Annotated in this window: 25 protein-coding genes and 4 tRNA genes; 14 read left to right on the plus strand and 15 right to left on the minus strand. The window is 59.5% G+C overall.

What is annotated here, in order from left to right:
• Nucleotides 1–40 precede the first annotated feature (40 nt).
• A complete protein-coding gene (locus Q0677_RS06090) occupies nt 41–1,288 on the minus strand; it encodes a sarcosine oxidase subunit beta family protein (protein WP_298907146.1) in 1,248 nt (415 codons plus the stop codon).
• 223 nt (nt 1,289–1,511) lie between these two features.
• Here Q0677_RS06090 and ccmI point away from each other — a divergent pair, with 223 nt between their 5' ends.
• From ccmI to Q0677_RS06110, 4 genes are all read left to right on the plus strand, one after another.
• The gene (gene ccmI / locus Q0677_RS06095; protein WP_298907148.1) at nt 1,512–2,768 is read left to right on the plus strand and encodes a c-type cytochrome biogenesis protein CcmI; all 1,257 of its coding nucleotides are present in this window, start codon (nt 1,512–1,514) and stop codon (nt 2,766–2,768) included.
• Nucleotides 2,765–3,229 carry a Holliday junction resolvase RuvX gene (gene ruvX, locus Q0677_RS06100; RefSeq protein ID WP_298907151.1) on the plus strand — a complete coding sequence of 155 codons (465 nt, stop codon included), beginning with the start codon at nt 2,765–2,767 and terminating at the stop codon, nt 3,227–3,229. Before ccmI ends, ruvX begins: the two co-directional genes overlap by 4 nt.
• Complete coding sequence (locus Q0677_RS06105) at nt 3,229–3,462, plus strand: DUF1289 domain-containing protein (protein ID WP_298907153.1); 234 nt, start codon at nt 3,229–3,231, stop codon at nt 3,460–3,462. Before ruvX ends, Q0677_RS06105 begins: the two co-directional genes overlap by 1 nt.
• 79 nt (nt 3,463–3,541) lie before the next feature.
• The gene (locus tag Q0677_RS06110) at nt 3,542–3,913 is read left to right on the plus strand and encodes a hypothetical protein (protein WP_298907155.1); all 372 of its coding nucleotides are present in this window, start codon (nt 3,542–3,544) and stop codon (nt 3,911–3,913) included.
• Nucleotides 3,914–4,208: 295 nt separating this feature from the next.
• On the opposite strand, the gene ispG is transcribed toward Q0677_RS06110, so the two are convergent.
• The 3 genes from ispG to hemA form a co-directional block, all read right to left on the minus strand.
• Entirely contained in the window at nt 4,209–5,324 is a 1,116-nt protein-coding gene (gene ispG / locus Q0677_RS06115) for a flavodoxin-dependent (E)-4-hydroxy-3-methylbut-2-enyl-diphosphate synthase (RefSeq protein ID WP_298907158.1), read from the minus strand.
• A 95-nt stretch (nt 5,325–5,419) separates the two neighbouring features.
• A complete protein-coding gene (locus Q0677_RS06120) occupies nt 5,420–6,628 on the minus strand; it encodes a helix-turn-helix domain-containing protein (protein WP_298907160.1) in 1,209 nt (402 codons plus the stop codon).
• Nucleotides 6,629–6,734: 106 nt separating this feature from the next.
• The gene (hemA, locus tag Q0677_RS06125; RefSeq protein ID WP_298907162.1) at nt 6,735–7,958 is read right to left on the minus strand and encodes a 5-aminolevulinate synthase; all 1,224 of its coding nucleotides are present in this window, start codon (nt 7,956–7,958) and stop codon (nt 6,735–6,737) included.
• Between the two features lie 270 nt (nt 7,959–8,228).
• On the opposite strand from hemA, the gene Q0677_RS06130 reads away from it, so the two are divergent.
• A complete protein-coding gene (locus Q0677_RS06130) occupies nt 8,229–9,605 on the plus strand; it encodes a M20/M25/M40 family metallo-hydrolase (protein WP_298907165.1) in 1,377 nt (458 codons plus the stop codon).
• Nucleotides 9,606–9,664: 59 nt separating this feature from the next.
• Here Q0677_RS06130 and Q0677_RS06135 read toward each other — a convergent pair whose 3' ends face one another.
• The 4 genes from Q0677_RS06135 to Q0677_RS06150 all read right to left on the minus strand — a co-directional run bounded on the left by Q0677_RS06135 (nt 9,665) and on the right by Q0677_RS06150 (nt 10,553).
• Complete coding sequence (locus Q0677_RS06135; protein ID WP_298907168.1) at nt 9,665–9,877, minus strand: RND transporter; 213 nt, start codon at nt 9,875–9,877, stop codon at nt 9,665–9,667.
• A gap of 82 nt (nt 9,878–9,959) precedes the next feature.
• Nucleotides 9,960–10,036 (minus strand) — tRNA-Asp (locus tag Q0677_RS06140).
• 152 nt (nt 10,037–10,188) lie between these two features.
• Nucleotides 10,189–10,265: transfer RNA gene (locus Q0677_RS06145), tRNA-Asp, on the minus strand.
• 212 nt (nt 10,266–10,477) lie between these two features.
• Nucleotides 10,478–10,553, minus strand: a tRNA-Val gene (locus tag Q0677_RS06150).
• A 158-nt stretch (nt 10,554–10,711) separates the two neighbouring features.
• Between Q0677_RS06150 and Q0677_RS06155 the strand changes: the two genes are divergently transcribed.
• Nucleotides 10,712–11,713, plus strand: coding sequence for a GlxA family transcriptional regulator (locus Q0677_RS06155; RefSeq protein ID WP_298907171.1), 1,002 nt, complete (start codon nt 10,712–10,714; stop codon nt 11,711–11,713).
• A gap of 4 nt (nt 11,714–11,717) precedes the next feature.
• Here the strand turns inward: Q0677_RS06155 and speB are convergent, their stop codons facing one another.
• Nucleotides 11,718–12,689 carry an agmatinase gene (speB, locus tag Q0677_RS06160; RefSeq protein ID WP_298907173.1) on the minus strand — a complete coding sequence of 324 codons (972 nt, stop codon included), beginning with the start codon at nt 12,687–12,689 and terminating at the stop codon, nt 11,718–11,720.
• A gap of 202 nt (nt 12,690–12,891) precedes the next feature.
• On the opposite strand from speB, the gene Q0677_RS06165 reads away from it, so the two are divergent.
• Nucleotides 12,892–13,644, plus strand: coding sequence for an alpha/beta hydrolase (locus Q0677_RS06165; protein WP_298907175.1), 753 nt, complete (start codon nt 12,892–12,894; stop codon nt 13,642–13,644).
• Nucleotides 13,645–13,678: 34 nt separating this feature from the next.
• Here the strand turns inward: Q0677_RS06165 and Q0677_RS06170 are convergent.
• From Q0677_RS06170 to Q0677_RS06190, 5 genes are all read right to left on the minus strand, one after another.
• Nucleotides 13,679–13,754: transfer RNA gene (locus Q0677_RS06170), tRNA-Val, on the minus strand.
• Nucleotides 13,755–13,882: 128 nt separating this feature from the next.
• Nucleotides 13,883–16,288, minus strand: coding sequence for an endopeptidase La (gene lon / locus Q0677_RS06175; RefSeq protein ID WP_298907176.1), 2,406 nt, complete (start codon nt 16,286–16,288; stop codon nt 13,883–13,885).
• Nucleotides 16,289–16,507: 219 nt separating this feature from the next.
• Entirely contained in the window at nt 16,508–16,993 is a 486-nt protein-coding gene (locus Q0677_RS06180) for an NAD(P)H-dependent oxidoreductase (protein WP_298907178.1), read from the minus strand.
• A 125-nt stretch (nt 16,994–17,118) separates the two neighbouring features.
• Entirely contained in the window at nt 17,119–18,261 is a 1,143-nt protein-coding gene (tgt, locus tag Q0677_RS06185; RefSeq protein WP_298907181.1) for a tRNA guanosine(34) transglycosylase Tgt, read from the minus strand.
• 54 nt (nt 18,262–18,315) lie between these two features.
• Nucleotides 18,316–18,567: a hypothetical protein gene (locus tag Q0677_RS06190; RefSeq protein ID WP_298907184.1), complete on the minus strand. Its 252-nt coding sequence runs from the start codon at nt 18,565–18,567 to the stop codon at nt 18,316–18,318.
• A gap of 251 nt (nt 18,568–18,818) precedes the next feature.
• Here Q0677_RS06190 and Q0677_RS06195 point away from each other — a divergent pair, with 251 nt between their 5' ends.
• The 4 genes from Q0677_RS06195 to Q0677_RS06210 all read left to right on the plus strand — a co-directional run bounded on the left by Q0677_RS06195 (nt 18,819) and on the right by Q0677_RS06210 (nt 21,114).
• Nucleotides 18,819–19,184, plus strand: a complete 366-nt coding sequence (locus Q0677_RS06195) for an SUF system Fe-S cluster assembly protein (RefSeq protein ID WP_163035471.1) — start codon at nt 18,819–18,821, stop codon at nt 19,182–19,184.
• A gap of 154 nt (nt 19,185–19,338) precedes the next feature.
• Nucleotides 19,339–19,992: a MarR family transcriptional regulator gene (locus tag Q0677_RS06200; protein WP_298907187.1), complete on the plus strand. Its 654-nt coding sequence runs from the start codon at nt 19,339–19,341 to the stop codon at nt 19,990–19,992.
• On the plus strand, nt 19,982–20,692 hold the full coding sequence (locus Q0677_RS06205) for a DUF3307 domain-containing protein (RefSeq protein WP_298907190.1): 711 nt from the start codon (nt 19,982–19,984) through the stop codon (nt 20,690–20,692). The genes Q0677_RS06200 and Q0677_RS06205 overlap by 11 nt, the downstream gene beginning before the upstream one ends.
• 29 nt (nt 20,693–20,721) lie before the next feature.
• A complete protein-coding gene (locus Q0677_RS06210) occupies nt 20,722–21,114 on the plus strand; it encodes an iron-sulfur cluster assembly accessory protein (RefSeq protein WP_163035468.1) in 393 nt (130 codons plus the stop codon).
• Nucleotides 21,115–21,214: 100 nt separating this feature from the next.
• On the opposite strand, the gene Q0677_RS06215 is transcribed toward Q0677_RS06210, so the two are convergent.
• Complete coding sequence (locus tag Q0677_RS06215; RefSeq protein WP_298907199.1) at nt 21,215–22,132, minus strand: 2-oxoglutarate and iron-dependent oxygenase domain-containing protein; 918 nt, start codon at nt 22,130–22,132, stop codon at nt 21,215–21,217.
• Nucleotides 22,133–22,263: 131 nt separating this feature from the next.
• Between Q0677_RS06215 and tpiA the strand changes: the two genes are divergently transcribed.
• From tpiA to Q0677_RS06230, 3 genes are all read left to right on the plus strand, one after another.
• Nucleotides 22,264–23,010 (plus strand): triose-phosphate isomerase, encoded by a 747-nt coding sequence (gene tpiA, locus Q0677_RS06220; RefSeq protein WP_298907202.1) that lies wholly within the window; start codon nt 22,264–22,266, stop codon nt 23,008–23,010.
• Between the two features lie 111 nt (nt 23,011–23,121).
• A complete protein-coding gene (locus tag Q0677_RS06225; RefSeq protein WP_298907205.1) occupies nt 23,122–24,519 on the plus strand; it encodes a pyridoxal-dependent decarboxylase in 1,398 nt (465 codons plus the stop codon).
• 146 nt (nt 24,520–24,665) lie between these two features.
• Complete coding sequence (locus Q0677_RS06230; protein ID WP_298907208.1) at nt 24,666–25,400, plus strand: hemolysin III family protein; 735 nt, start codon at nt 24,666–24,668, stop codon at nt 25,398–25,400.
• The last annotated feature ends 168 nt before the right edge of the window (nt 25,401–25,568 follow it).

A 25,568-nucleotide genomic window follows, 5' to 3' on the forward strand; every position in this document is an offset into this window, starting at 1 on the left:
TGCGCCGCGCGGAAAGATTGAAGTACGGTTGTCAGTGCCATCAGTGAGCCACCCCCGCAGCCACGCTTTCGTCAATGAAGCGTCCTTCGGTGAAGCGGTTCAGGCCAAACTCGCCGGCCAGTGAACCGGGTTCGCCTTTGGCGACGGTCTCGGCCATGGCCCAGCCCGATCCGGGGATGGATTTGAAGCCGCCGGTGCCCCAACCGCAGTTGATGAAGCAGTTGCCCAAAGGCGTCTTGCCGATGATGGGCGAGCGGTCGCCGGTCACGTCCACGATGCCACCCCATTGGCGCAGCATTTTCAGGCGCGAGATGATCGGGAAGGTCTCGACCAGTGCACGCACGGTCTCTTCCACGTGGTGGAACGATCCGCGCTGGGTGTAGTTGTTGAACCCGTCGGTGCCGCCGCCGATGACCAGCTCGCCTTTGTCCGACTGGGACATATAGCCGTGCACGGTGTTGGCCATGACGACCACGTCGATGCAGGGCTTGATCGGCTCGGACACCAGCGCTTGCAGGGCCACACTTTCCATCGGCAGACGGAAGCCTGCCATCTCGGCCAGGTGACCTGCGTTGCCCGCGACAACCATTGCCAGCTTGTCGCAATCGATCTGACCCAGCGTGGTGTCGACGCCGGTGACAACGCCGTTTTCTTGACGCACGCCAGTCACTTCGCATTTCTGGATGATGTCCATGCCCATATCGGAACAGGCACGGGCATAGCCCCATGCGACCGCATCGTGACGCGCGGTACCTGCACGCTCCTGCCACAGCGCGCCCAGAACGGGATAGCGCGGACCGTTGATGTTCATAATCGGTACCAGTTCTTTCACGCGCTGGGGCGAAATGAACTCGGTCTTTACCCCCTGCAGCGCGTTGGCGTGCGCCGTGCGCTCATATCCGCGCACCTCGTGCTCGGTCTGGGCCAGCATCATGACGCCGCGGGGCGAGAACATGACGTTGTAGTTCAGATCCTGCGACATCGTCTCGTACAGAGAACGCGCCTTTTCATAGATCGCCGCCGAGGGATCCTGCAGGTAGTTCGAGCGAATGATGGTGGTGTTACGGCCCGTGTTCCCGCCGCCCAGCCAACCCTTTTCGATGATCGCCACATTGGTGATCCCGAAATTCTTGCCCAAATAAAATGCCGTGGCCAACCCGTGGCCCCCAGCCCCTACGATCACCACATCGTACTTCTTCTTGGGTTTGGGCGATTTCCACGCCCGCTCCCAACCGGTGTGATAGCGCGCAGCTTCCCGCGCAATGGCAAATGCCGAATAACGTCGCATGCGATTCCCCTGTCTGGGTTTTCGGTTTGTGTCGGTTTTACGCCGAAGCGACATGACACCATCCAAGATCAGCGTCATTTGATCGGAAAAAGACGACATAATCCACAAATCGCGTCACTTTTCCGGCATGCCGATTGTCGCAGCCCACGATCTGGGGTTTTGCGAAGGCGCGTGGCGCATTACATGGGGTGAGCTACTGTTTGCAAAGCCGCGCGGAGGATACATGGATAACTTGGCATTCTGGGCCATCATTGGCGCAGCCACCTTGGCGACCATCCTTGTTCTGGCGCGGCGCTTGCTGGCGACATCTTCCGGCGACACGTCTAAGGACGAAGCCGAAATGACATCGGACATGAAGGTCTATCGCGACCAACTGTCTGAACTCGATCGCGATATTGCCCGGGGCACCGTGTCAAAAGAAGATGCCGACCGCGCCCGTGTCGAAATTTCGCGCCGCCTGCTGGACGCAGACAAAGCCGCGAAAGCCCGTAAGGTCGCGCAGGACACGCCCAAAGGTTTGACCCGCGTCACGATGGGCCTGATTGCCATTATTTTGGCGGCTGGCAGCTTTGGCCTGTACTGGACCATCGGCGTGCCGGGGGCACCGGATTACGGACGCGCCAAGCGCATCGCGATCAGTGACGAGGTGCGCCAGAACCGCCCCTCGCAAGAACAAGCCGAAGCCCAGATGCCGGTCTGGGGAGGCCCTCCGATTGATGCGCCTGCCGATTATCTTGAACTGGTCGACGGGCTGCGCAAAGCCGTCGAAGGGCGCCCTGACGACCCGCGTGGGCTGGACCTTCTGGCGACCCATGAAGCGGCGCTTGGCAACATGGTCGCCGCCCGCAAGGCCATGAGCCAACTGCTTGAGATCAAAGGCGATACCGCCACACCGGATGACTACGCACGTCAGGCGGAGCTGATGATCAACGCCGCTGGTGGCTTCGTCTCGCCCGATGCCGAAGCCATGCTGCGTGCAGCCTTGGAACGCGATCCGACCCACGCCTTCGCCCGTTTCTATACCGGGTTGATGTTTGCCCAGAACGGCCGCCCGGATCTGGCGTTCCGCATGTGGCGCCGCCTGTTGGAAGAAGGTCCGACCGACGCCGAATGGTGGCCTGCCATCCGCGATCAGATCGGTGACCTCGCGGCCCTTGCGGGCGAAGACTACATTCCGCCCGCCGCCCCTGAAAGCAACCTTAGCGGCCCCAGCGCCGATGATATTGAGGCGGCAGAAGATATGTCGGAAGAAGAACGGGCTGAGATGATCCAAAGCATGATCACCCGCCTCTCCGACCGGCTGGCAGCCTATGGCGGCACGCCTGCGGAATGGGCCCGCCTGATCATGGCGCTCAGCGTCGTGGGTGAGACGGAACAAGCCGCAGCGATCTACGCCGAGGCGCAATCCGTCTTTGCCACCCAGCCCGAGGCCCTGACCATCGTGACCCGTGCTGCCCAACAGGCGGGAATTGCGGAATGATCTGTGAGAGCATCGAAGAGTTCGCAACCGCCCTGCCCCCCATGACCGCCCTTGCCGGGCTGGATCTGGGAACCAAAACCATCGGCGTCGCGGTCTCGGACAGTTTCCGTCAGGTGGCCACACCGCTGGAAACCATCAAGCGCAAGAAGTTCACGCTGGACGCCGAACGCCTGCTTGAGATCGCCAAGGGTCGGCAATTGGGTGGGCTGGTGCTGGGTCTGCCCCGCAATATGGACGGAACGGAAGGCCCGCGCTGCCAGTCCACCCGTTCCTTTGCACGCAATCTTGAGAAACTGACCGACCTGCCCATCGGCTTTTGGGACGAACGCCTGTCCACCGTGGCCGCCGAACGCGCCCTGCTCGAGGCGGATACGTCTCGAAAACGTCGCGCCGAGGTCATCGACCATGTGGCCGCAGGGTATATCCTGCAAGGTGTATTGGACCGGTTGAGGCATCTGTGATGACAGACGACGTCTGGAAACGTAACGAAATCGCAAGCCCCTGTGTGAAGATCTGCGTGGTTCACCCAGAGGCGCGGATCTGCACTGGCTGCTACCGTACGATTGAAGAAATCGGTGGCTGGTCCCGCATGAGCGACGCAGACCGCGCGCGCATCATGGAAGACCTGCCGGCCCGCAAGTCGAGCCTCACCAAGCGGCGCGGTGGACGGCGAGCACGCCTGAACCAAGGCTGATCACTGCCCTTCACCGCAACGTGACAGCACGTCATGGCATGGCACGCTAGACTTCCCCGACAAGTATCTGGAGCGTCTCATGCGTTTGCCCCCCTTAGCCATCATACTTTGCGCCTTTCCCACCCTTGTCGCCGCAAGCGATTGGAACACGCGCGGGGGCGATCAGCCACTCTCGACATCAGAGCTGCGCGACCAATTGGTAGGGAGCACTCTCGTATTCTTCGACAATGGGCGGTCCGTCTACGCGGCGAATGGAGAATACTCCTACACCTACGGCGAAGGCGGCACGTGGCTTGGGCACTATGAGCTGAAAGAGGATGGTGTCGCCTGCACCACTTTCGTCACTGGAAGCACACGCTGTGATCTGATCGTCCTGAACGGCACGCGCTTGACCCTGATCACAGAAGACGGACTGCGCTTTCCCATACGGGACATCATCCCAACGGAATAAAACGCGCGCTCGGCCGTGCCTCGCGCCCAACAAGGCGATGGCCGGCTGCGCCGGTTAGGGGCTCTGCCCCCACATGATTTCCCTTCGGAAATTCATGCTCCCCGGGATATTTGAAGTAAGAAAATGAAAAGGGGGCACGAAGCCCCCCGAAACGAGTGTCTCATTTCCTTACGCGGCCATCGGCGTCCCCGCCTGTACCGTCATTTCACCCTGAAGGAATATGGTTAAGAAACTCTTATTTTCTTACCAGAAATATCCTGGGGGTGAGGCCGCAGGCTCGAGGGGGCAACGCCCCCTATTCTGCCGCTTCCGCCTCGATCTCGGAGGCGCGTTTCTCAACCAGCTCTACGATGTGGTCGACCATTTTGTCGTTATCGAGCTTATGGTCCTGTTTGCCAGCGACATAGACCATGCCCGATCCAGCACCACCACCGGTAAAGCCTACATCGGTCATCAGCGCCTCACCGGGGCCGTTTACGACACAGCCGATGATCGACAAGCTCATCGGGGTATGGATGTGCGCAAGGCGTTCTTCCAGCGTGGCCACAGTCTTGATCACGTCAAAGCCCTGACGCGCGCAGGACGGGCAGGAGATGATGTTGACACCCCGGTGGCGCAGGCCAAGGGATTTCAGGATCTCGTAGCCGACTTTAACCTCTTCGACGGGATCCGCCGACAGGCTGACACGGATCGTGTCACCGATGCCGGCCCACAGCAGGTTGCCCAGTCCGATGGCCGATTTTATCGTGCCAGACACGAACCCGCCTGCCTCGGTAATCCCCAGATGGATGGGGGCATCGGTGGCCTCGGCTATGCCATGATAGGCGGCGGCCGACAGAAACACGTCCGAGGCCTTCACGCTGATCTTGTATTCGTGGAAATCGTTGTCTTCCAGAATTCGGATATGCTCGAGCCCGCTTTCCACCATCGCCTCGGGGCAAGGCTCACCATATTTTTCAAGCAGATGCTTCTCAAGCGAGCCCGCATTTACCCCGATCCGGATCGAGCAGCCGTGATCCTTGGCCGCCTTGATTACTTCGCGTACGCGGCCAGCATCGCCGATATTTCCGGGGTTGATCCGCAGGCAGGCAGCACCTGCTTCAGCGGCCTCAATCGCGCGCTTGTAGTGGAAATGGATGTCGGCCACGATGGGGACCGGACTTTCGGCCACGATCTCTTTCAGCGCAGTGGTCGAGCCCACATCCGGGCAGGAGATGCGGACGATATCAGCGCCCGCTTCTGCGGCGGCAAGCACCTGTCCCAGCGTGGCCTTTACGTCCGAACTGTCTGTGTTGGTCATGGTCTGCACCGCGATCGGCGCACCACCACCTACAGGCACATTGCCCACCATGATCTGCCGGGATTTCCGGCGTTCGATGTCACGCCACGGACGAATGGGATTGTGAGACATGTGTAGAATTCCAGCTGGCTACTCTTGCTCAGACAGATAACCCGCGTTCGTACCTGCGACAAGGTACGCGCGAGAACAGATCGACTATTAAGTGATTATTCGGCGGCTTGCAGCTCGGCCACGACGGTTGCCAGATCGGCGTCACCCTCAAGATCGGCAAGCGCAAAGTTTTCACGCACCGCATCCTGAGACAGGGCGATGTTTTTAACGACTGTTGCGCCATCACCGGCAGGACCATAAGCGGATCCGTTTACCGCAAAATAGACCGACCCTGCATTGCCCGACCGCATAATCGGCGCCTGTTCGGTCTTCGGCAGGACATAGGTCTCGCCCGCGTCGAGGATCTTTTCGAAGATCACGCTGCCATCTGCAGTCTGGATACGAACCCATGACGGGCGAACGGCAAACACAGCCACATCTGCAGCATCTGCCCCAAGCACCTGCACTTTACCTGCGACCGGCGCTGCGCTGGCAAGGCGCGTATCGCTTTCCGGGAAGCTTTCTTCGATGACAGGAAGCTCAGGCGTTTGAAGCCCAGCCAAAACGCCAACTGAATTCGGGTTCAGCGTTGAAATCGGTGCGTCGCGATGGGTCAGAACCGGCACGTCCAGCGCCTGCGGGCGATAGAGGCGATCCAGAGCCTCGACAGTCGGCGGCGCGGTCAGGCCAGCGGCGGCGACTTGGGTGTTTTCACCGTCGGCAGCAAGGGGAGCGTTTTCCAGCTCAGGCAGCTCAGACAAGACACCCGGCGTCTGTTCGATCGGTGCAAAATCAACCCGCTGGACTTCCTTCAGCATGGCCCATCCGCCATAGCCCAGACCACCGATCAGCAGAAGCAACATCGAAATTGATCCGATTGCGCCCGGCTCGATCCCGGCAAAAATGCTTTCCTTTTGGGGGACCCAGGTTGCGTTTGGATTGGACAGGGGATCTCCGCGGTGTTCAGAGGTGCGCTGCGCCTTCTTCTCGCTGACCAGCCCATTGGACAGGCCGCGGTCCACTTCAAAGCCAGCCTCGGCACAGAAGGTCGAATAGGCCCATTCGGGATCAAGCCCCAGATAACGCGCATAAGAGCGCACGTAGCCCGCAATGAAACCCTGCGACGCGAAGGCCGAGGGATCTGCGTTTTCAATGGCTGCGATGTAGTTGGCTTTGATCTTCAGCTCGCGCTGAACGTCTAAAAGAGACTTCCCAAGAGTCGCACGTTCGCCGCGCATCACATCGCCCAACAGGACCTCGTAGGAATCGAACCCCGTAGGTTGTTCTTCATCCTCGACCCGTGACGTGCTCCAACGCCCGATCATACAACTGCTCCTGATGCCTCTTGTCCCTAGGACACGATTCGTGGTCCATCGTTTCCCTGCAGGGAAAGTAACACATCACGCAAAATTGTGTATATTAACTTTCGGCTTAGGCCGACAGTTCGGCACGATTTAGCTCACAATGCGACCACAGGCTGTCCAGAGCGCGGACAAGCTTGTCCATTTCGTCCGGGCCGTGAACCGGCGACGGCGTAAACCGCAGGCGCTCTGTGCCGCGAGGAACCGTCGGGAAGTTGATCGGCTGGACGTAAATCCCGAAGTTTTCCAACAACATATCCGACAGCTGCTTCGTGTGCACCGGATCCCCCACGATCACCGGCACAATGTGCGAGCCGTGATCGATGATCGGCAGGCCCATCCCTTTCAGGCGGGTCTTCAGGATCTTGGCTTGGGTCTGGTGCTGGTCACGCAGCGACTGGTCGGTCTTTAGATGCTTAACCGATGCCGCGGCCGCAGCTGCCACCGACGGCGGCAGAGAGGTCGTGAAGATGAAGCCGGGCGCATAAGAACGCACCGCGTCACACATCTTGGCTGATGCGGCGATATAGCCGCCCATCACGCCGTAGGCTTTCGCCAGCGTGCCGTTGATGATGTCGATCCGGTGGGCGAGGTTATCACGCTCGGTGACCCCCGCTCCGCGCGGGCCGTACATGCCCACCGCGTGAACTTCGTCGATATAGGTCAACGCGCCAAACTCGTCGGCCAGATCGCAGATCTCTTCAATCGGGCCGAAATCACCGTCCATCGAATAGACGCTTTCAAAGGCGATCAGTTTCGGGGCGGCGGGATCGTCGGCTTCCAAAAGCTCGCGCAGATGGGCGACATCGTTGTGACGGAAGATGCGCTTGGCACCGCCATTGCGGCGCACGCCCTCGATCATCGAGGCATGGTTCAACGCGTCCGAATAGATGATCAGGCCGGGGAACAGCTTGGGCAGCGTCGACAGGGTTGCGTCATTGGCGATGTAGGCCGAGGTAAAGACCAGCGCGGCTTCCTTGCGGTGCAGGTCGGCCAGCTCGGCCTCAAGCCGTTTGTGATAGACCGTGGTGCCCGAAATGTTGCGCGTACCGCCCGAACCAGCGCCGGTGGCGTCGATGGCTTCGTGCATGGCTTCAAGAACAACCGGATGCTGACCCATGCCCAGATAGTCGTTGCCGCACCATACGGTGACGGGCATTTCGCTGCCATCAGGCTTGGTCCACATGGCATGAGGAAACTGCCCTTTGCGGCGTTCAATCTCGATGAAGGTGCGATAGCGCCCTTCCTCATGCAGGCGCGACAGCGCCTCGTCCAGCTTGTTTTCGTAGTCCAATTTACCCTCCCGGGCCGTTTCATCCTGTTCCCTGCGCAGCTTATACAGGGATTCCCCCGCAAAACACATTCAAAAAAACGTATGTCGCGCCTGTTCGCTTGCCCATCATCAGGGACTTGGTGCGGTTTTACATTGATCCACCTCAAACGGAAGCGTTTTCATAGCCGACGCGACAACTCGTCCAATCCGCGCTCAGATCGGATCCGATCTGGACAGTGGCACTGGCAATGATAGGCTCGGTCCAAATTTTCCCGAGACCGGAGACAAGACATGTCGCTTGATCAAGTTCTGGACCGCATTGATGCGGACCTTCCCGACGCCCTCGACCGTTTGATGGAGCTTTTGCGCATCCAGTCGATTTCTACTGACCCTGCCTTTGCAGATCACTGCGTAACCGCTGCTGACTGGCTGGCAAATGATCTGAAAACGATTGGTTTTCAGGCGGATAGACGCGACACCCCCGGCCATCCGATGGTTGTGGGGCATGGCGGCGACGGGGATCGCCACCTGCTATTCTATGGCCACTATGATGTGCAACCCGTCGATCCGCTGGATAAGTGGGACCACGACCCCTTCGCCCCGTTTGTCGAAGACACGCCCAATGGCAAGATCATCCGCGCCCGCGGCGCGTCGGACGACAAGGGCCAGTTGATGACCTTCATCGAGGCCTGCCGCGCTTGGAAGGAAGTGCATGGATCGCTCCCTGCGAAACTGACGATTTTCCTGGAAGGAGAAGAGGAATCAGGTTCGCCGTCGCTGGTGCCCTTCATGGAACAGAATCGTGATGAGCTGACCGCCGATATCGCGCTGATTTGTGACACTTCGATGGTCAGCCCCGGCGTACCCTCCATCGCCAGCCAGCTGCGCGGCATGCTGAAAGACGAATTCACACTGGTCGGGCCGTCGCTCGATCTGCACTCGGGTCACTACGGCGGTCCGGGCCTGAACCCGCTGCGCGAAATGTCCCGCATTGTTGCCAGTTTCTATGATGACGAAACCGGTAAGGTCGCGGTCGAGGGATTCTATGAAGGCGTCCATGACACCCCGACGGAACAGCTGGAAGCGTGGGAAAACTCGGGCTTCGATCAAAAAGCCTATCTGGACAATGCGGGCTACACGCAGAGCCACGGCGAAAAGGACCGCTCGTGCCTAGAACAGCAATGGGCGCGCCCGACGCTGGAAGTGAACGGTATCTGGGGCGGCTATAACGGCGTCGGCTCGAAGACCGTGATTCCGTCGGAAGCACACTGCAAGATCACCTGCCGCCTTGTGGGCGATATGGATCCTGACAAGCTGCGCGACCGCGTGCGCGACCATGTCGAGGCGCAGTTGAAGCCCGATATGAAAGTGGTCTGGGACAACGATCTGGAAGGTTCGCCCGCCGCCGTGATGGACATCACCCGCCCTGAATTCAGCGCCGCCCAGAAAGGGCTGTCGGACGAATGGAATCGCGAGGCTGTCTTTGCGGGCATGGGCGGATCAATCCCGATCGCGGGCTATTTCAAGTCGATCCTCGGCATGGAAAGCATGCTGGTGGGATTTGCCAATGACGACGACAAGATCCACTCGCCGAACGAGAAATACGACCTGCAGAGCTTCCACAAGGGCATCCGCAGCTGGGCTAGGATCTTGGCCGAACTGGCCTAAGCGAATTTAAATCGCGAAACACACCAAAGCCCCGGACGCACCCGCGCTCCGGGGCTTTTTCATGCCCGCTTCAGGCGCGCCAGTTTCAGAATCAACAGGATCCACGGCACCCCGTGCAGCAGCAAATCGAAGATATCGACAGGCTTCACCAGCGTACCAGAGGCCAGCATCACCAGCTTCTCCCAAATATGCGGTGGGGCGAAGGGGGCCAGTCCCAAGGTCAGGCAGGCAATAAGGATCAGGGAAAAGGGCATTTCGTCGATGAAGGACATAAGGGTCTCCTGATCCAAAGGGTTACACCACACGGGTTCACCTGCCCTAACAGGCCAGATCACTTTATGAAATGTGGTGAAGTGGCGCGGTTGACGGGGCTCGAACCCGCGACCCCCGGCGTGACAGGCCGGTACTCTAACCAACTGAGCTACAACCGCGCGTAGCGGTGGGAATAGCCCGAGGCCCGCGGGGGGTCAATGGGGAAAAATGCGGTTTCTGGGGAAAAAGTTTCGGCGCTGATGAGGGCGGCATTTCGACACCCCAACAACGAAAAAACCCCGCCAAGGGCGGGGCTTCTTTCGGGCAGTGGTGGCGCGGTTGACGGGGCTCGAACCCGCGACCCCCGGCGTGACAGGCCGGTACTCTAACCAACTGAGCTACAACCGCTCACTGCCAGTCTTGCGACTGTTTGGGCGTTCTATTCGCACCCACCGGGGGCGTCAAGCGGCCTTTTGCAGTTTTCGAATTATTTTTTGATGCCCCGGTCATTGGCGCGAAATCTGGCCAAACATGCCCCCTGCCCGCGCATGACGAACCGCAAAGACGTCCGGAAACAGATGCCCCGCGTAGGGATCACATACGATGCTTTGGGGAAGGAATGGTGGGTGATGAGAGACTCGAACTCCCGACATCTTCGGTGTAAACGAAGCGCTCTACCAACTGAGCTAATCACCCGCCGTGGGACGCGACATATCGCTATTCGCCGGGGCTTGGCAAGAGGTGAAATCCACTTTTTTCATTTTCTGACGCACACGCATTAAAACTGGACGCTGAGTTACTTTGTGTGCATGGCAAAGCGCGCTAAACTGCGTTCGTTAGCTATCAGGTTTGCCATGCAAGAACCCGTCGTTCCAAAGGGCGTTGCCCATGTCGTCGTCACCCCTCCGGCCGAGCCCGAAACGATTGTGTTCGTGCTGCTGGACAACCTGTCGATGCTGGCCTTTACGTCTGCCATTGAACCCTTGCGCATTGCGAACCAGTTGACGGGGCATATCCTGTATCGCTGGACAACCATGTCGGCTGATGGCGAAAATGTGCGCTGTTCAAATGGGATCGAGATCGGCATTGATCGCCCCATTGGCGAGACTCCCGCCAATAGCCGGGTCTTCGTGTGCTCGGGTGTTCAGCCCGAGAAATCGCTATCCACCAAAGTATCGGACTGGGTACGGCTGCAATGGCGCCTGGGGCGCACGGTCGGGTCGCTGTGTACTGGGGCCTATACGCTTGCGAAAGCAGGCATTCTGGGGGGGCACAAGTTCACCCTGCACTGGGAAAACATCGCCCCCTTCCGTGAACACTTCCCGGATCTGGATCCGGTCGAGCAGCTTTACACCATCGACAATCGCGTCCTGACCTGCGGGGGAGGCGCGGCGGCGACCGACCTGTTTTTGCGGCTGATCTATGACACGCATGGGCCCGTGCTGTCGCAGGCCGTGTTGAACATGTGCCTGCACACCGTCCAGCGGTCCGAGACGGATCGCCAGCAAAGCTCGACCTCGGCCACGATCGGGGTGCGCAATGACAAGCTGGTGCGGGTGCTGACCTATTTTGAAGAGAACCTCGAGGACAGCGTCAATCTGGACATTGTCACCGAAGAACTCGGCATTTCGCGCCGCCAGATGGAACGCCTGTTCCGCCACCATCTGAACACGACGCCGAAGAAATATCTGCAAGACTTACGCTTGCAACGCGCCCGCATTCTGCTGGCGGAAACGGACATGCCGGTCGTCGATGTGGCCATCGCCTGTGGCTATGATTCTGCGGCCTATTTCTCGAAACGATTCCGCGAGACCTTTGGCATGTCCCCCCACCGCTTCTCAGCTGGCGGGGGGTAAGTCCTTATCTGGCTTTCTTGTAGTGGAAGATGAAGCCTAGGAAGTTCAGCAGCAGTTGGGCGGCCAGAATCTGCGTGCTTTCGGTCGGATCATAGGCGGGCGCCACCTCGACCAGATCAATGCCCACCACATCGCCGCGTTTACTGAGTCCCTGTAGGATCTCCAGCACGTCGTAGTACGCAAAGCCCCCGTGGCTGGGCGTGCCTGTGCCCGGTGCAATCGACGGGCAGAAAGCATCGATGTCGATGGTTACGTAATAGCGCGCGCCTTCCGGAATGCGGTCCAACACGCCGTCCGTGCCCAGCTTACGCACCTGCCGCACCGACAGGATGTCCGAACCGCGCGCTCGCGCGTCGTCATAGCCTTCCTTCGCGGTCGAGGACACGTTGCGAATCCCCAGCTGCGTCATGCCCGAGACATAGTCCTTCTCGATCGCGCGGCGCATGGGATTGCCGTGGCCCTCGGTCACGCCGTGGCGTTCGTCGACGAAATCCAGATGGGCGTCGATTTGCACCACATGAATCGGCCCCTTTTCGGCGCAGTCTTCCTCGAACGCGCGAATGCAGGGAATGTTGATCGAGTGATCCCCGCCGATGGTCACCGGCAACGCGCCTGCGTCCAAAATCTTCTTCACGCCATATTCGATGTTGGCGTGGCTTTTATCGGTCATGGTGTGGACGATATCCGCATCCCCCAGATCGACGATCCGCACGTCACTGCCAAGATAGGTCGCGTCATCCTCGTGATCATAGGCCCCCGCATGGCCGAAGCTGAACAGGGTCGAGGCCTCGCGCACCGCCCGCGGGCCAAACCGTGCGCCGGACCGGTATTGGCAGCCGAAATCGAACGGCGCGCCAAGAACGGCCACATCGGCGTCAATCTGATCCCAATTTTCCACGTAGGGCTTCTTGCCAAAGGTGGCGATTCCGACAAATGGCAGGTTCAACCGACCGCCTGCATAGCCATGTTCTGACATGCGTTCCTCCTGTTGCGTGACCGGAGAAGTGAACCGGAAAACCTGCAAAGAGGAAAGCAAAATTCGCCGAAGCTTGGCATACATTTACCCTATGTTTCGCGTGCACTTGGGCTTGAACCGGGGACCCGCCGCGCCCTAGATTGGTCCAAGCGGCGCGGCGCGCGTATTTGCAACCTATGACGACTGAGTATTGGGGCCCGGTTTGAGCGAACTTCTTTTTGACGGCACCTCTCTCCGGGTCATTGGAAGCTCGGTCGACCGCCCAAAACTGTTCGTCACTTTCGACCATTGGCGGCGCCATCGTGCGTCATTCCCGGACTACACACCCTCCAAGACCGCTCTGGAGCACGGCTTTGGGCATATCTACGTCCAAACGGCAGAGAACGACTGGTTCTTGAACCAAGACACCACCCGATTGCGCGCGTTTCTGTCAGAGCTGTGTCAGGGGAAAGAAAGCTGCTCGGTCGGGTTCTCGATGGGGGGATATGGGGCGCTTTTGTTCGCCAATGCGCTGCGCCTGCGTCGGGTTCTGCTTCTGTCCCCGCAATATTCCATCATGCAATCGAAAGCGCCTTACGAGGCCGGATATCAGCAAGAAGCCGCGTTGCTGGACCCTGCACTGGACCAGCTTGAGCCTTTGGAAGACGGCCACCGTCTGCAGGGCATCATTGCCTATGATCCAAGGCAAGCCCCGCAGGATCGTCTGCACGCAGACCACATTCGCGCTTTGCACCCGGACCTTAAGTGCGTCGCCCTGCCCTTTGGCGGTCACACAGCGCTGAAGCATATGGATGGCACGGGCGTCACGCGTGACATCATGCAGGCCTTTATCGAAGATGATATCTCGGTCGGGGCGATCCGCGGTGTGCATGGTCTGATCGGGCGCAATTCGACGCGTTACAAGCAGCGCCTGAAGACCTATCTTAACCAAAGACGCGCGCGTACCACCCGTTAGCCAATGGTGCCATCACTTTGTATTCAAAGGGAAATGGTGGGTGATGAGAGACTCGAACTCCCGACATCTTCGGTGTAAACGAAGCGCTCTACCAACTGAGCTAATCACCCGACTGGACGCTATGTAGCGCCGCCGCGTCGGGGGTGCAAGAGGCAGAATGCAGCCAATTCCCGCGTAAATGAAAAAGGGCGCGACAGATACCTGCCGCGCCCCAGAATTTTTGCCGATCCGGTCAGGATCAGTGCGCCACGGCACCCGATCCGCCCGCATCCTTGGCCAGCGCTTTCGCGGCGGCCTCTTCTGCGGCTTCGTCCCATTCGACGGCTTCCGGCTTGCGCACCAAAGCGTGTTCCAGAACCTCGGACACATGGCTGACGGGAATGATGGTCAGCCCCTCTTTCACGTTGTCCGGGATCTCGCGCAGGTCTTTTTCGTTTTCCTGCGGAATGAGAACCGTCTTGATGCCCCCGCGCAACGCAGCCAGCAGCTTTTCTTTCAAGCCACCAATGGCCAGCGCATTGCCGCGCAGCGTCACCTCGCCCGTCATGGCGATGTCCTTTTTCACCGGAATGCCCGTCAGGACAGACACGATCGACGTCACCATGGCCAGACCGGCCGACGGACCATCCTTGGGCGTCGCGCCTTCCGGCACGTGCACGTGGATGTCCCACTTTTCGAACTGGGGCGGCTTCACGCCAATCTCAGGCGCGACCGAGCGGACATACGAGCTGGCCGCATCAATCGATTCCTTCATGACGTCGCCCAGTTTCCCGGTGGTCTTCATCCGACCTTTACCCGGCAGACGCAGAGCCTCGATCGACAGCAGATCACCACCAACGCTGGTCCAAGCCAGCCCGGTGACAACACCCACCTGATCCTCTTGTTCGGCCAATCCAAAGCGGTGCTTGCGCACGCCCAGATAGTCGTCCAGCAGATCTGGGGTTACATCGACGGTCTCGACCTCTTTCTTCACCAGCTTGGTGACGGCTTTCCGCGCCAGTTTCGCCAGCTCGCGCTTCAGGTTCCGCACGCCCGCCTCGCGGGTGTAATAGCGGATCACATCCGTCAAAGCGCCTTCCGAGACCGAGAATTCGCCCTTCTTCAGCCCGTGATCCTTGATGGTCTGGGGCAGCAGGTGGCGCGAGGCGATCTCGCGCTTCTCGTCCTCGGTGTAGCCGGCCAGTGAAATGATCTCCATCCGGTCCAGAAGCGGGCCCGGCATGTTGTAAGAGTTCGCGGTGGTCAGGAACATCACGTTCGACAGGTCGTATTCCACTTCAAGATAGTGGTCCACGAAGGTCGAGTTCTGTTCCGGGTCCAGCACTTCCAGCATCGCCGAGGCCGGGTCGCCACGGAAATCCTGCCCCATCTTGTCGATCTCATCGAGCAAGATCAGCGGGTTCGTGGTTTTCGCCTTTTTCAGCGCCTGGATGATCTTACCGGGCATCGAACCGATATAGGTCCGGCGGTGACCGCGGATTTCGCTTTCATCACGTACGCCACCCAACGAGATACGAATGAACTCGCGCCCTGTGGCCTTGGCGACCGATTTCCCAAGCGAAGTTTTACCCACGCCCGGAGGGCCAACAAGGCACATGATCGGGCCTTTCAGCTTCTTCGAGCGCTGCTGAACAGCCAGATACTCGACGATACGTTCCTTGACCTTCTCAAGCCCATAGTGATCGGCATCCAGAACTTTCTGGGCGTTCACAAGATCCTTTTTCACGCGGCTTTTCTTGCCCCATGGCAGACCCAGCATCCAGTCCAGATAGTTGCGCACAACCGTGGCTTCCGCCGACATGGGCGACATGTTGCGCAGCTTCTTCAGCTCGGCATCCGCCTTTTCGCGGGCTTCCTTGGAAAGCTTTGTTTCTTCGATCTTTTCTTCCAGCTCGGCCAGTTCGTTCTGGCCTTCCTCGCCGTCGCCCAGTTCCTTCTGAATGGCCTTCATCTGCTCATTCAGATAGTACTCACGCTGGGTGCGCTCCATCTGCGACTTCACGCGGGTTTTGATCTTTTTCTCGACCTTCAGGACGGACATTTCGCCCTGCATCAGGCCAAAGACCTTCTCGAGCCGCTCGGACACGGTGAAGGTTTCCAAAAGCTCCTGCTTCTGTTCAACCTCGACACCCAGATGACCGGCCACAAGGTCAGCCAGCTTATCGGGCGCGCGCGTCTCGGACACGGCGGCAAGCGCTTCTTCGGGAATGTTTTTCTTGATCTTGGCGTAACGCTCGAACTCTTCCCCGACCGAGCGCAGCAGCGCTTCGATTTCGTTCGGGTCGCCCGGACGTTCTTCGATCACCTCGGCAAAAGCTTCGAAGTAATCGGCATTGTCAACATAGTCGGTGATGCGCACGCGCGACTGCCCTTCGACCAGCACCTTCACGGTGCCATCGGGCAGTTTCAGCAGCTGCAGCACATTGGCCAGCACGCCGACCTGATAGATGCCGTCCACGTCCGGTTCATCCACGGAAGGGTCGATCTGGCTGGACAGCAGGATCTGCTTGTCATCCGCCATCACCTCTTCCAGCGCACGCACGCTTTTCTCGCGTCCAACAAACAGCGGCACGATCATGTGGGGGAACACCACGATGTCGCGCAGCGGCAGGACCGGGAAGGATTGGCTCAGTTGCTCACTCATTGATCTTCCTTATGGTTGGGCAGTCAGCGTGTCCCCGATATTCGGCAGATCACACGTCCTCCTGGAATTCGGCCTGTGTCACAGACCTGTCACGCCGAAATGGGGATGCGAATTTGGTATTTCAACCGCGTTCAGCGCGCGCTTCACCCCATAGTGACCAGCAATTTCGCGATCTACAAGGCAGGGACCGGAATTATCCACAGGAATTTCGGGCCCGATTTAAAAGACGCCCAGCGCAAGACCCGCGGACAGCGCCGCCCCAAGCTCGCGACAGGGCGCCAACGCCTCGGTGTCCAGCTGTTTCGGGGCCAGAATGGCTTCGGGCGTTTGGACATGGGTGCAGAGGATCAAGGGCGGCTGGACTTCGCGCAGGCGCCAGCCGGTGGCGATCCGAGCCAACTGCCGCGCAGCCCCTTCCCCGTCCGACCCCGCACAGATCATCTGGGCATAGGGCCGCCCCTCGATCTGCCCTAGAACGGGGTAATAGCAGCGATCAAAGAACTCTTTCATCTGACCGGACAAGCTGGCCAGATTTTCCGGTGCGCAGAACAGATACCCCGCCGCGCCCAGCAGATCGTCAGGCCCGGCCTCTTCTGCCGTCAAGATACGCGCCGCCCCCTCTTCACGGGCCGCGTCATACGCCGCCTCAGCCATCTGCCGAGAGCCGCCCGTACGCGAGTGCCATATGATCAGAAGCTCAGCCATGCCCTTCAATACCAACCCACGCATTTTCTTGTCAAAAATATCCCGGGGGAGCATGAGTTTCCGCAGGAAAATCATGCGGGGGCAGAGCCCCAACAGGCTCACGAAGTGAGCCACCAAACACCATATTACAACGGCTCGATATCCCCTTGCGCCCGCCCTGCGTGGAACTCAGCCTCCCACGCGTCAAAGCGCCCTTCGGAGATCGCATCGCGCATCCCCTGCATAATCTCTTGGAAGTAATGCAGATTGTGCCAGGTCAGCAGCATGCCCGAGATCATCTCGTTCGAGCGGAACACGTGGTGCAGATAGGCACGCGAGTAGTTCGCACAGGCCGGACAGGTGCAGTTTTCGTCGATCGGACGCGGATCATCTTGGTGCCGGGCGTTCTTGATGTTCATAACCCCCATGCGGGTCCAAACCTGACCCGTGCGCCCCGAACGAGACGGCAGCACACAGTCCATCATGTCCACACCGCGCTTCACGGCCCCCACAATGTCATCCGGCTTGCCCACGCCCATCAGATACCGCGGCTTGTCTTCCGGCAGATAGCCGGGCGCATAGTCGAGACAATCGAACATTGCCTCTTGCCCCTCGCCTACGGCCAGGCCGCCAATGGCGTAACCGTCGAACTCGATCTCGCGCAGGGCTTGAGCTGATTCCTCGCGCAGATCGGCCTCAAGCCCGCCCTGCATGATGCCGAAGAGCGCATATCCCGGACGATCCCCAAACGCATCGCGCGAGCGCTGCGCCCAGCGCATCGACAGGCGCATGCTTTCGGCAATCCGTTTGCGGTCGGCCGGCAGCGCGGGGCATTCGTCAAAGCACATTACGATGTCCGACCCCAGAAGCTTCTGGATCTCCATCGAGCGTTCCGGCGTCAGTTCGTGCTTGGACCCGTCGATATGCGATTTGAAGGTCACGCCCTTCTCGGTCAGCTTTCGCAGACTTGCCAAAGACATAACCTGAAACCCGCCACTGTCCGTCAGGATCGGCTTGTCCCAGTTCATGAACTTGTGCAGCCCACCCAGCCGGTCGATCCGTTCTGCCGTCGGGCGCAGCATCAGATGATAGGTGTTGCCCAGCAGAATATCCGCGCCTGTCGCGGCAACGCTTTCGGGCATCATCGCCTTCACAGTGGCCGCGGTCCCCACAGGCATGAAGGCAGGCGTACGAATGTCGCCACGCGGCGTGTGAATCACCCCGGTACGCGCGCGCCCATCGGTTGCGTTCAGCGTATACGAAAACTTTGTCGTGCTTTGATCAGTCATGGCCGAGATGTGGCCCAACACGGCCCGAAAGCCAAGGGCTATTGTCAGATCACCCTACCCTTCAGGCGGTGTTTCCCCGTCATCTCCACGTGCAATGGCAGCCATGATATCAGCATCTTCGGCCAACCGCTGAGCCAGACGCTCCAACCTGCGACTGGTGATCATCAGCTCGGTCATGATGATCGGATCCAGATGCGTAGCGAAGTCATAGGTGAAATCCTGCACCATTCGCGCCGCATCGGAAAGCTGTGCGATCCGGTCTTTCGCGCCCTCCCGCTCCGGGAAGCCTTCACTCTCCGCGGTCATAGCGCCACGCACCCCTTGTCGATCCCCTCACCCAAAATGGGCACAGCCCCACAGGGGCCGTGCACCAGAGACTGACCCGCAACTATGGCGAAATTTGGCCCCCACTTCGTCAATATAAAGCTGTATTTGTGGTAACCTCCCCCGCACCTTACGGTGGTTTTTTGCGGCATTTTTTATTGTCTTTCACTGCCCCTCTGGACCTCGCGACACGAGAACCCTATATGTTCGCTCAGGATTAGAGCGAGACCAGCATGACCGATACAGCCGACACTCGGATCGAAGGGGAACCCCTGATCAAACCGTCCAGCGTAGAGCACCCGCTTTATGACGCGGTGGTCGAGGCCTGCCGCACCGTCTATGACCCGGAAATCCCGGTAAATATCTTCGATCTGGGCCTCGTCTACACGATCGAGATCAACGACCAGAACGAGGTCGACCTGATCATGACCCTGACCGCCCCCGGCTGCCCCGTTGCGGGCGACATGCCCGGCTGGCTGGTCGAAGCGATCGAGCCCGTCGCAGGCGTGAAGCAGGTGAATGTCGAACTGACATGGGAGCCGCCCTGGGGCATGGAAATGATGTCTGACGAGGCGCGGCTGGAGCTGGGCTTCATGTAAGCCCTCACCCGGTGCAACTTCTGTCGACGCAGATCGGCCCAGCGCAACCCAATCGGGTTGCGTTTTTCGTTTCGCAACCCTTTTCGGGTGCAGATAGAGCAACGCAACCTAAAAAGGTTGCATTATATCATTCGCAACCTATTATGGTTGCACCATGAGCAAAACCCTATCCCATATCGCCGTCCTGACGGGGGACATCATCGGCTCGACCCAAATGCCGCCTGAGGATCTGGAACGCGCCTTCGACGCGCTTTCCGCCTCGGCCGAGGTTCAGGCCGATTGGCACGGAGAGAGCCTCCACTTCACCCGCCAACGCGGGGATGGATGGCAGGTACGCCTTGCACGCCCGGAACTGGCGTTGCGCTCCGCCCTCGCCTTTCGAGCTGCATTGAGGTGTGAAGGCAAAGAGTTTTCGACAATTATGGCGGTGGCGGAGGGTGTGGCACCTCCTCCTTCCCCAGATAGCGATCTAAACGCGTCCTCAAGCAATGCCTTTGTGCTGAGTGGTCGCATTCTCGACCAACTAAAAGGAACTCACCTCAAACGGCAAATGCGACATTCGAGGCTCGGCGGCATCGGTGCGGCTTTTGCCCTTGCTGATCATATCTCTCAAGACTGGACACCAGCCCAAGCATCCGCAGTGCTGCCAATGTTGACGACGGGTAGAATGCCAACTCATTCTGAGACTGCCCGCATGCTGAACAAATCCCGTCAGGCTGTAAGTAAAGCTTTAGAAGGAGCTGGGCTTGAAGCCATTGTCATCGCATTGACAGCGATCGAAATCAAAGATGAGGCCCATGATGATTGAAACCTTCACAGCCCTCCTCTTCGCCCATGTGCTTGCTGATTTTGTCTTTCAAACCAATTGGATCACCGACAACAAACGGCGCCCCCAAGTCCTGTTTTTGCACGCGTTTATCGTCCTTGTCACCGCACAAGCCGCGCTGGGCACCTACGACGCGCCCGAACTGCTCGTCCTCGCCCTCGCGCACCTAATCATCGACGCGGTGAAGTCATTTGGCGGATTTCGGAAGCTCTCGGGCTTTCTTTGGGATCAGGCCGCGCATCTTGTGACCATCATCGCCGTCGCAGCCTATGCCCCGACGCTCTGGGGCACATGGCCAGACACCGCCTTGCCCCTCATGGCCGTGGCCGCAGGCGCCATCGTCGCCACCCGCGCCGGCGGATTTGCCATCGGGCTCCTTATGCAGCCCCATTCCCTACGCATTCGAAACAACGGGCTGAAGGGCGGCGGCTGGACCATTGGCATTCTGGAACGCGGGCTAGTCTTCGTTCTGATCCTTGCCGACCTGCCCCTCGGCGTGGGCTTTCTGGTCGCCGCCAAATCCATCCTGCGCTTCGGCACGGCCAGCCGCGACCAGCGCACCGCCGAATATGTGATCATCGGCACGCTCGCCAGTTTCGGCTGGGCCATCCTTGCAGGTTTTGCCACTCAAGCCCTGCTTTCGCTTCTGCCCCCGCTTGAGATTGCCGCATGGCTTCCCTAAATTAGGGATAAGCGACAAGGATCACAGACATGTTCGGTATTCCCGGCAAATCACCCATCACCATGACCCCAGCGGCCGAGGCTCAGATTGCCCGGCTGATGGAGAAAGACGGCCACAAGGGCCTACGCATCGGCGTCAAGAAAGGCGGCTGTGCGGGGATGGAATACACGATGGATTACGTGGACGAGGTCGAACCCCATGACGAGGTCGTCGAACAGGGCGATGCCCGCGTGATGATCGCCCCGATGGCGCAGATGTTCCTGTTCGGGACCGAAATCGACTACGAGGTCTCGCTTCTGGAAAGCGGCTTCAAGTTCAACAACCCCAACGTGACCGAGGCCTGCGGCTGTGGCGAGTCGATCAAGTTCGACGATACCCTCTCGGCCGCGCCCACCGACCTGAACGCGCCTCCCAAATTCTAAGCACGCCCAAGCGCACGCATTTTCTTGTCCTAAATATCCCGGGGGAGCGCGCAGCGCGGGGGCAGCGCCCCCAGGCTCACGCAGTGAGCCACCGAAAGGCTCAACTTCCCGTCTGCGCCATTAGGTGCAGATACGTCTCGTCAAACCGCTTCTTCATATGATCACCCGCCAAGATCACCTGCCCAGATCCGCGCGGGGCCACATTGGTGTCGTGGTTGGGGTTAAAGAACATCGGGACCGAAATCCGTTCATCCCCTGATCCAACCACACGGTGCAAGGTGGCCCTTACACGGCCCTCCGTCCACATCTCCAGCATCTCGCCGAAATTGATGACGAAGTCACCCAGCGGCGCATTGACCGGAAGCCAGTCACCACCCGCCCCCAGCACCTCCAACCCGGCCACGCCGTCTAACGCCAGAAGCGTCACGCAGCCGTAATCCGTATGCGCGGCGATGCCGAAATCCTTATCCCCGGCCCAGCCCGGTCGCGGTGGATAATAGTTCCCACGCAGCAGCGCCATGGGGCGGGTGAAGGCTGCGTCGAAATAGGTCTCATCCTCGCCAATCGTGGCAGCAATCCCACGAAGCACCCCCATCGCAACGCCCAGCGCCTTCGCATAGTAGGCCTGAATGACTGTGCGAAAGCCCTCCAGCTCGGGCCATTGGTTGTCGCCATAGACCGACAGGTTCAGCGCACGAAGCGGGTCATTGGAAGCAAGTTCAAAACCGCAATCGAAGACCTCTTTGAAATCGGGGTTTGCCTCGGGATCTACTTGTTCGCTTCCCGCAGCCCCCCAACCGCGATTGGCCCCTGTCTTGGCCATATTGACCGCGTCCTTCACATCCTTGGGCTGATGAAAGAACTTCCGGTACATCGCGATCGTTTCAGACAGCTCATCTGTGCTGATCGCCGTGTTGTGCACGGTCAGGAAACCCACTTCCTGCACCCCGCGCAACAGCTCGGCCATCGTGGCGGGGTCGCGGGCATCAATCAGGGCAGCGTCCAATCTGGGGATCATCGGGGACCTCGTGAATAAACTTGTCCGCTTCTACAGCACACTCCCCACGGTTCAACGGCAAAATAGCCGCAGGGCTTGACGCCCCGCGCGCCGCAATGGAAAACGGACCGAACAAGACGAGGGAGATCGACATGCGGCGGAAACTGGCAGCAGGCAATTGGAAAATGAACGGCCTGCAGGGCAACCTGGCCGAGCTGGACGCGCTGGCGCAGGGCTTCGGGGAGGCCAATTGCGATATCCTGATCTGCCCCCCTGCCACATTGATCCACCGTGCAGCCTCGGCCAGCGGCGACATCATCGCCATCGGCGGGCAGGATTGCCACGCAGCAGAAACCGGGGCGCATACGGGCGACATCTCGGCCCAAATGCTGAAGGACGCGGGCGCGAGCTATGTGATCCTCGGGCATTCGGAACGCCGTGAAGATCACCACGAAAGCGATACAGACGTGCGCCAGAAAGCCCGCGCAGCCATTGAGGCCGGCCTGAAGGCAGTGATCTGCTGCGGCGAAAGCCTGGAAGAGCGCGAGGCGAACAACACGCTCGACATCATCGGCGGTCAACTGGCGGGCTCGATCCCGGATCAGGTGACAGCCGAGAACCTGATTGTCGCCTATGAACCTATTTGGGCGATTGGCACCGGCAAGGTGCCCACGCTGGATCAGATTGGCGAGGTGCATGACTTCATCCGTGATCGTCTGGTCCGCCGCTTTGGCGATGGCGTCGGCCTGTCGACCCGGATCCTTTATGGTGGCTCGGTGAAGCCCAGCAACGCGGCCGAGATCTTTGGTGTCTCGAACGTAGACGGCGCGCTTGTCGGCGGGGCCAGCCTGAAGGCCGAGGATTTTGGCCAGATCATCACGGCGTTGTCCGCAGCCTGATCCGCGACACACATCAGATGTCCAAGCCCCGGCCCTCGCGCCGGGGTTTTCGTATCTTGACAGACTTGCCCTTATATTTAACATCGCAATTAAATATCGCAGGAGCCCCCGATGAACTACGATGATCTGGCCGACTGGCAAAAACGCGCCGCCGATTGGGCACGCGACTATCATGCAGGCCTGCGTGATCGCCCGGTGCGCCCGGACATTGCGCCAGGGGAGTTTCTGTCCAAGATCGAAGCCCCTGCCCCCGAAGCCCCCGAAGCGATCGAGACCATTTTCGACGATTTCACCCGGCTTGTGCCCGACGCCATGACCCATTGGCAGCACCCGCGTTTCTTTGCCTATTTCCCGGCCAATGCGGCCCCTGCCTCGATGCTGGCCGAGCAACTGGCCAACGCCATGTCCGCCCAAGCCATGCTGTGGCAAACCGCCCCCGCCGCCAATGAGATGGAGGATCTGGTGATCCGCTGGCTGCGCGACGGGCTTGGATTGCCGGAAGATTTCACCGGCACCATCCATGACAGCGCGACGACTGCAACGTTCTCGGCAATCACCACGATGCGCGAGCTGGCGCTGGACCACACGGGCATCACCAAAGGCCTGTCGGGCGCGCCGCAGCTGCGCATCTATGCCAGCGCGCAGACCCATTCCAGCGTCGACAAGGCGGTGCGCCTGTCGGGGATCGGGCAGGACAATCTGGTGAAAGTGCCCACCATTCCCGGCCACCCCACATGGTCGATGGACCCCGAGGCGCTCGACCGCCTGATCCGCGAGGATATTACTGCCGGGCGCAAGCCAGCGGGCGTCGTGCTTTGCGTCGGCGGCACTTCGATTGGTGCATGCGATGACATTGCGGCCTGCATCAAGGTGGCCCGCAGCCACGGGCTGACGGTGCATGTAGATGCGGCGTGGGCCGGGTCCGCCATGATCTGCGAGGAATTCCGGAATCTGTGGGCCGGGATCGAGGATGCCGACAGCATCATCTTCAACCCGCACAAATGGCTGGGCGCGCAGTTCGATTGCGCCGTCCAGTTTTTGCGCGACCCCGGCCCGCAAATCGGGGCGATGGGTCTGCGCCCGGAGTACCTGAAGACGCAGGGCGCGGATGAGATCGTGAATTACAACGAATGGACCCTGCCCCTTGGCCGCCGCTTTCGCGCATTGAAAATCTGGTTCCTACTGCGGGCCGAGGGCCTGTCCGGCCTGCGCACCCGCATCCGCAATCACGTCGCTTGGGCGAACGAAGCGAGCAAGGCCATCTCCGCCCTACCCGGGTTCGAGATCACCACGCCCCCGATCCTGTCGCTGTTCTCTTTCCGCTTTCAAGACGACGCCAAAACCGCCGAGTTGTTGGAGCGCGTGAACCGCGATGGGCGCATCTATCTGACCCAGACACATCACGACGGACAATTCGTCATTCGCGTTTCTGTAGGACAGTTCACCTGCACGCGAGAGGACGTGATGACTATCCCAGACGTGCTGTCCGAACTCGCGCACGATCTGTAAGGTCAGGAAATCTTTACATTTTCGTGAATATACTCTATCCTATAGAGGCTGGTGTCACGGGCATCTGACATTTTATTGACCAAAGCCCGGCACACCTAAGCCTGTATCGCCCCTTATATTAGAGGCAAGCGAGAGAGGGTATTCACATGGATCGTTTCCGTGAACATTTTCTGGGCCGCTACACTGAAAACCTGTCGGACAGCTGTACCGCCCATCACACTGACACTCTGCCCGAGCGTCATGGTTTCGGGCAGCACTTCACCTATCACGAATACGTGGCCGATGGGGTCGTGCATGGGCTGGGGGTGATCGCTGCGTTGATCGGGTCGATCACCTTGATCCTTTGGGCCTCGGGCGACGCACCAATGGGGCATCTGCCACCGCTTTTGGTCTATGGCATCGGGATGGTCGCCAGCTTTGGCCTGTCCGCGGCCTACAACATGACCCTGCACACATCTGCCCGTTCCGTCCTTCGCCGCTTTGATCATGCGGCGATTTTTCTTTTTATCGCGGCGACCTATACGCCCATCGCCCTGATCGGGATCGGAGGGACCACCGGCTTGGCCTGGGCCGCCCTTATCTGGACGGTGGCGCTATTTGGCATGACGCTGAAGCTTTTCTTCCTGTGTCGGTTCGAACGCACGGGCTTCATGCTGACCTTGATGCTGGGCTGGATGGGCGTTCTGATGATCGGTCCTCTTCTGGCCAGCGTCAGCCTTGGGGTGCTGATCCTTTTGGTGGGTGGGGGGTTCCTGTTCACCATCGGCACGCTGTTTCACCTGCGCGAGCATTGGCCTTTTAACCGGGCGATCTGGCATGTTCATGTGCTTCTGGGGGCCGCGGCGCACTACGCCGCCGTCGTGATGGTGGCGTGGTCCTGACCACTTCCTCACCACCCGATTGGGTTCAGAAAGCGGCATATTGAATGACGCAAACGGAATAGAATCCCCGGCTTTCGTCTTCGATAGTTAACACTGTGGAGGAACCCTATGGATCGACTGGATTGGAAAATCTCGCTCGTTGTGCGCACCATTGGCGCCGAGCGTGGT

Origin of the sequence: uncultured Aliiroseovarius sp. (assembly GCF_947492455.1) — a bacterium.
Lineage (GTDB): Bacteria > Pseudomonadota > Alphaproteobacteria > Rhodobacterales > Rhodobacteraceae > Aliiroseovarius.

What these genes read in the sequence shown, in the direction of transcription:
- Q0677_RS06090 (WP_298907146.1), bottom strand. Translation starts at nt 1,288, where the DNA reads ATGCGACGTTATTCGGCATTTGCCATTGCGCGGGAAGCTGCGCGCTAT.
- ccmI (WP_298907148.1), top strand. Translation starts at nt 1,512, where the DNA reads ATGGATAACTTGGCATTCTGGGCCATCATTGGCGCAGCCACCTTGGCG.
- ruvX (WP_298907151.1), top strand. Translation starts at nt 2,765, where the DNA reads ATGATCTGTGAGAGCATCGAAGAGTTCGCAACCGCCCTGCCCCCCATG.
- Q0677_RS06105 (WP_298907153.1), top strand. Translation starts at nt 3,229, where the DNA reads ATGACAGACGACGTCTGGAAACGTAACGAAATCGCAAGCCCCTGTGTG.
- Q0677_RS06110 (WP_298907155.1), top strand. Translation starts at nt 3,542, where the DNA reads ATGCGTTTGCCCCCCTTAGCCATCATACTTTGCGCCTTTCCCACCCTT.
- ispG (WP_298907158.1), bottom strand. Translation starts at nt 5,324, where the DNA reads ATGTCTCACAATCCCATTCGTCCGTGGCGTGACATCGAACGCCGGAAA.
- Q0677_RS06120 (WP_298907160.1), bottom strand. Translation starts at nt 6,628, where the DNA reads ATGATCGGGCGTTGGAGCACGTCACGGGTCGAGGATGAAGAACAACCT.
- Q0677_RS06130 (WP_298907165.1), top strand. Translation starts at nt 8,229, where the DNA reads ATGTCGCTTGATCAAGTTCTGGACCGCATTGATGCGGACCTTCCCGAC.
- Q0677_RS06135 (WP_298907168.1), bottom strand. Translation starts at nt 9,877, where the DNA reads ATGTCCTTCATCGACGAAATGCCCTTTTCCCTGATCCTTATTGCCTGC.
- Q0677_RS06155 (WP_298907171.1), top strand. Translation starts at nt 10,712, where the DNA reads ATGCAAGAACCCGTCGTTCCAAAGGGCGTTGCCCATGTCGTCGTCACC.
- speB (WP_298907173.1), bottom strand. Translation starts at nt 12,689, where the DNA reads ATGTCAGAACATGGCTATGCAGGCGGTCGGTTGAACCTGCCATTTGTC.
- lon (WP_298907176.1), bottom strand. Translation starts at nt 16,288, where the DNA reads ATGAGTGAGCAACTGAGCCAATCCTTCCCGGTCCTGCCGCTGCGCGAC.
- Q0677_RS06180 (WP_298907178.1), bottom strand. Translation starts at nt 16,993, where the DNA reads ATGGCTGAGCTTCTGATCATATGGCACTCGCGTACGGGCGGCTCTCGG.
- tgt (WP_298907181.1), bottom strand. Translation starts at nt 18,261, where the DNA reads ATGACTGATCAAAGCACGACAAAGTTTTCGTATACGCTGAACGCAACC.
- Q0677_RS06190 (WP_298907184.1), bottom strand. Translation starts at nt 18,567, where the DNA reads ATGACCGCGGAGAGTGAAGGCTTCCCGGAGCGGGAGGGCGCGAAAGAC.
- Q0677_RS06195 (WP_163035471.1), top strand. Translation starts at nt 18,819, where the DNA reads ATGACCGATACAGCCGACACTCGGATCGAAGGGGAACCCCTGATCAAA.
- Q0677_RS06200 (WP_298907187.1), top strand. Translation starts at nt 19,339, where the DNA reads ATGAGCAAAACCCTATCCCATATCGCCGTCCTGACGGGGGACATCATC.
- Q0677_RS06205 (WP_298907190.1), top strand. Translation starts at nt 19,982, where the DNA reads ATGATGATTGAAACCTTCACAGCCCTCCTCTTCGCCCATGTGCTTGCT.
- Q0677_RS06210 (WP_163035468.1), top strand. Translation starts at nt 20,722, where the DNA reads ATGTTCGGTATTCCCGGCAAATCACCCATCACCATGACCCCAGCGGCC.
- Q0677_RS06215 (WP_298907199.1), bottom strand. Translation starts at nt 22,132, where the DNA reads ATGATCCCCAGATTGGACGCTGCCCTGATTGATGCCCGCGACCCCGCC.
- tpiA (WP_298907202.1), top strand. Translation starts at nt 22,264, where the DNA reads ATGCGGCGGAAACTGGCAGCAGGCAATTGGAAAATGAACGGCCTGCAG.
- Q0677_RS06225 (WP_298907205.1), top strand. Translation starts at nt 23,122, where the DNA reads ATGAACTACGATGATCTGGCCGACTGGCAAAAACGCGCCGCCGATTGG.
- Q0677_RS06230 (WP_298907208.1), top strand. Translation starts at nt 24,666, where the DNA reads ATGGATCGTTTCCGTGAACATTTTCTGGGCCGCTACACTGAAAACCTG.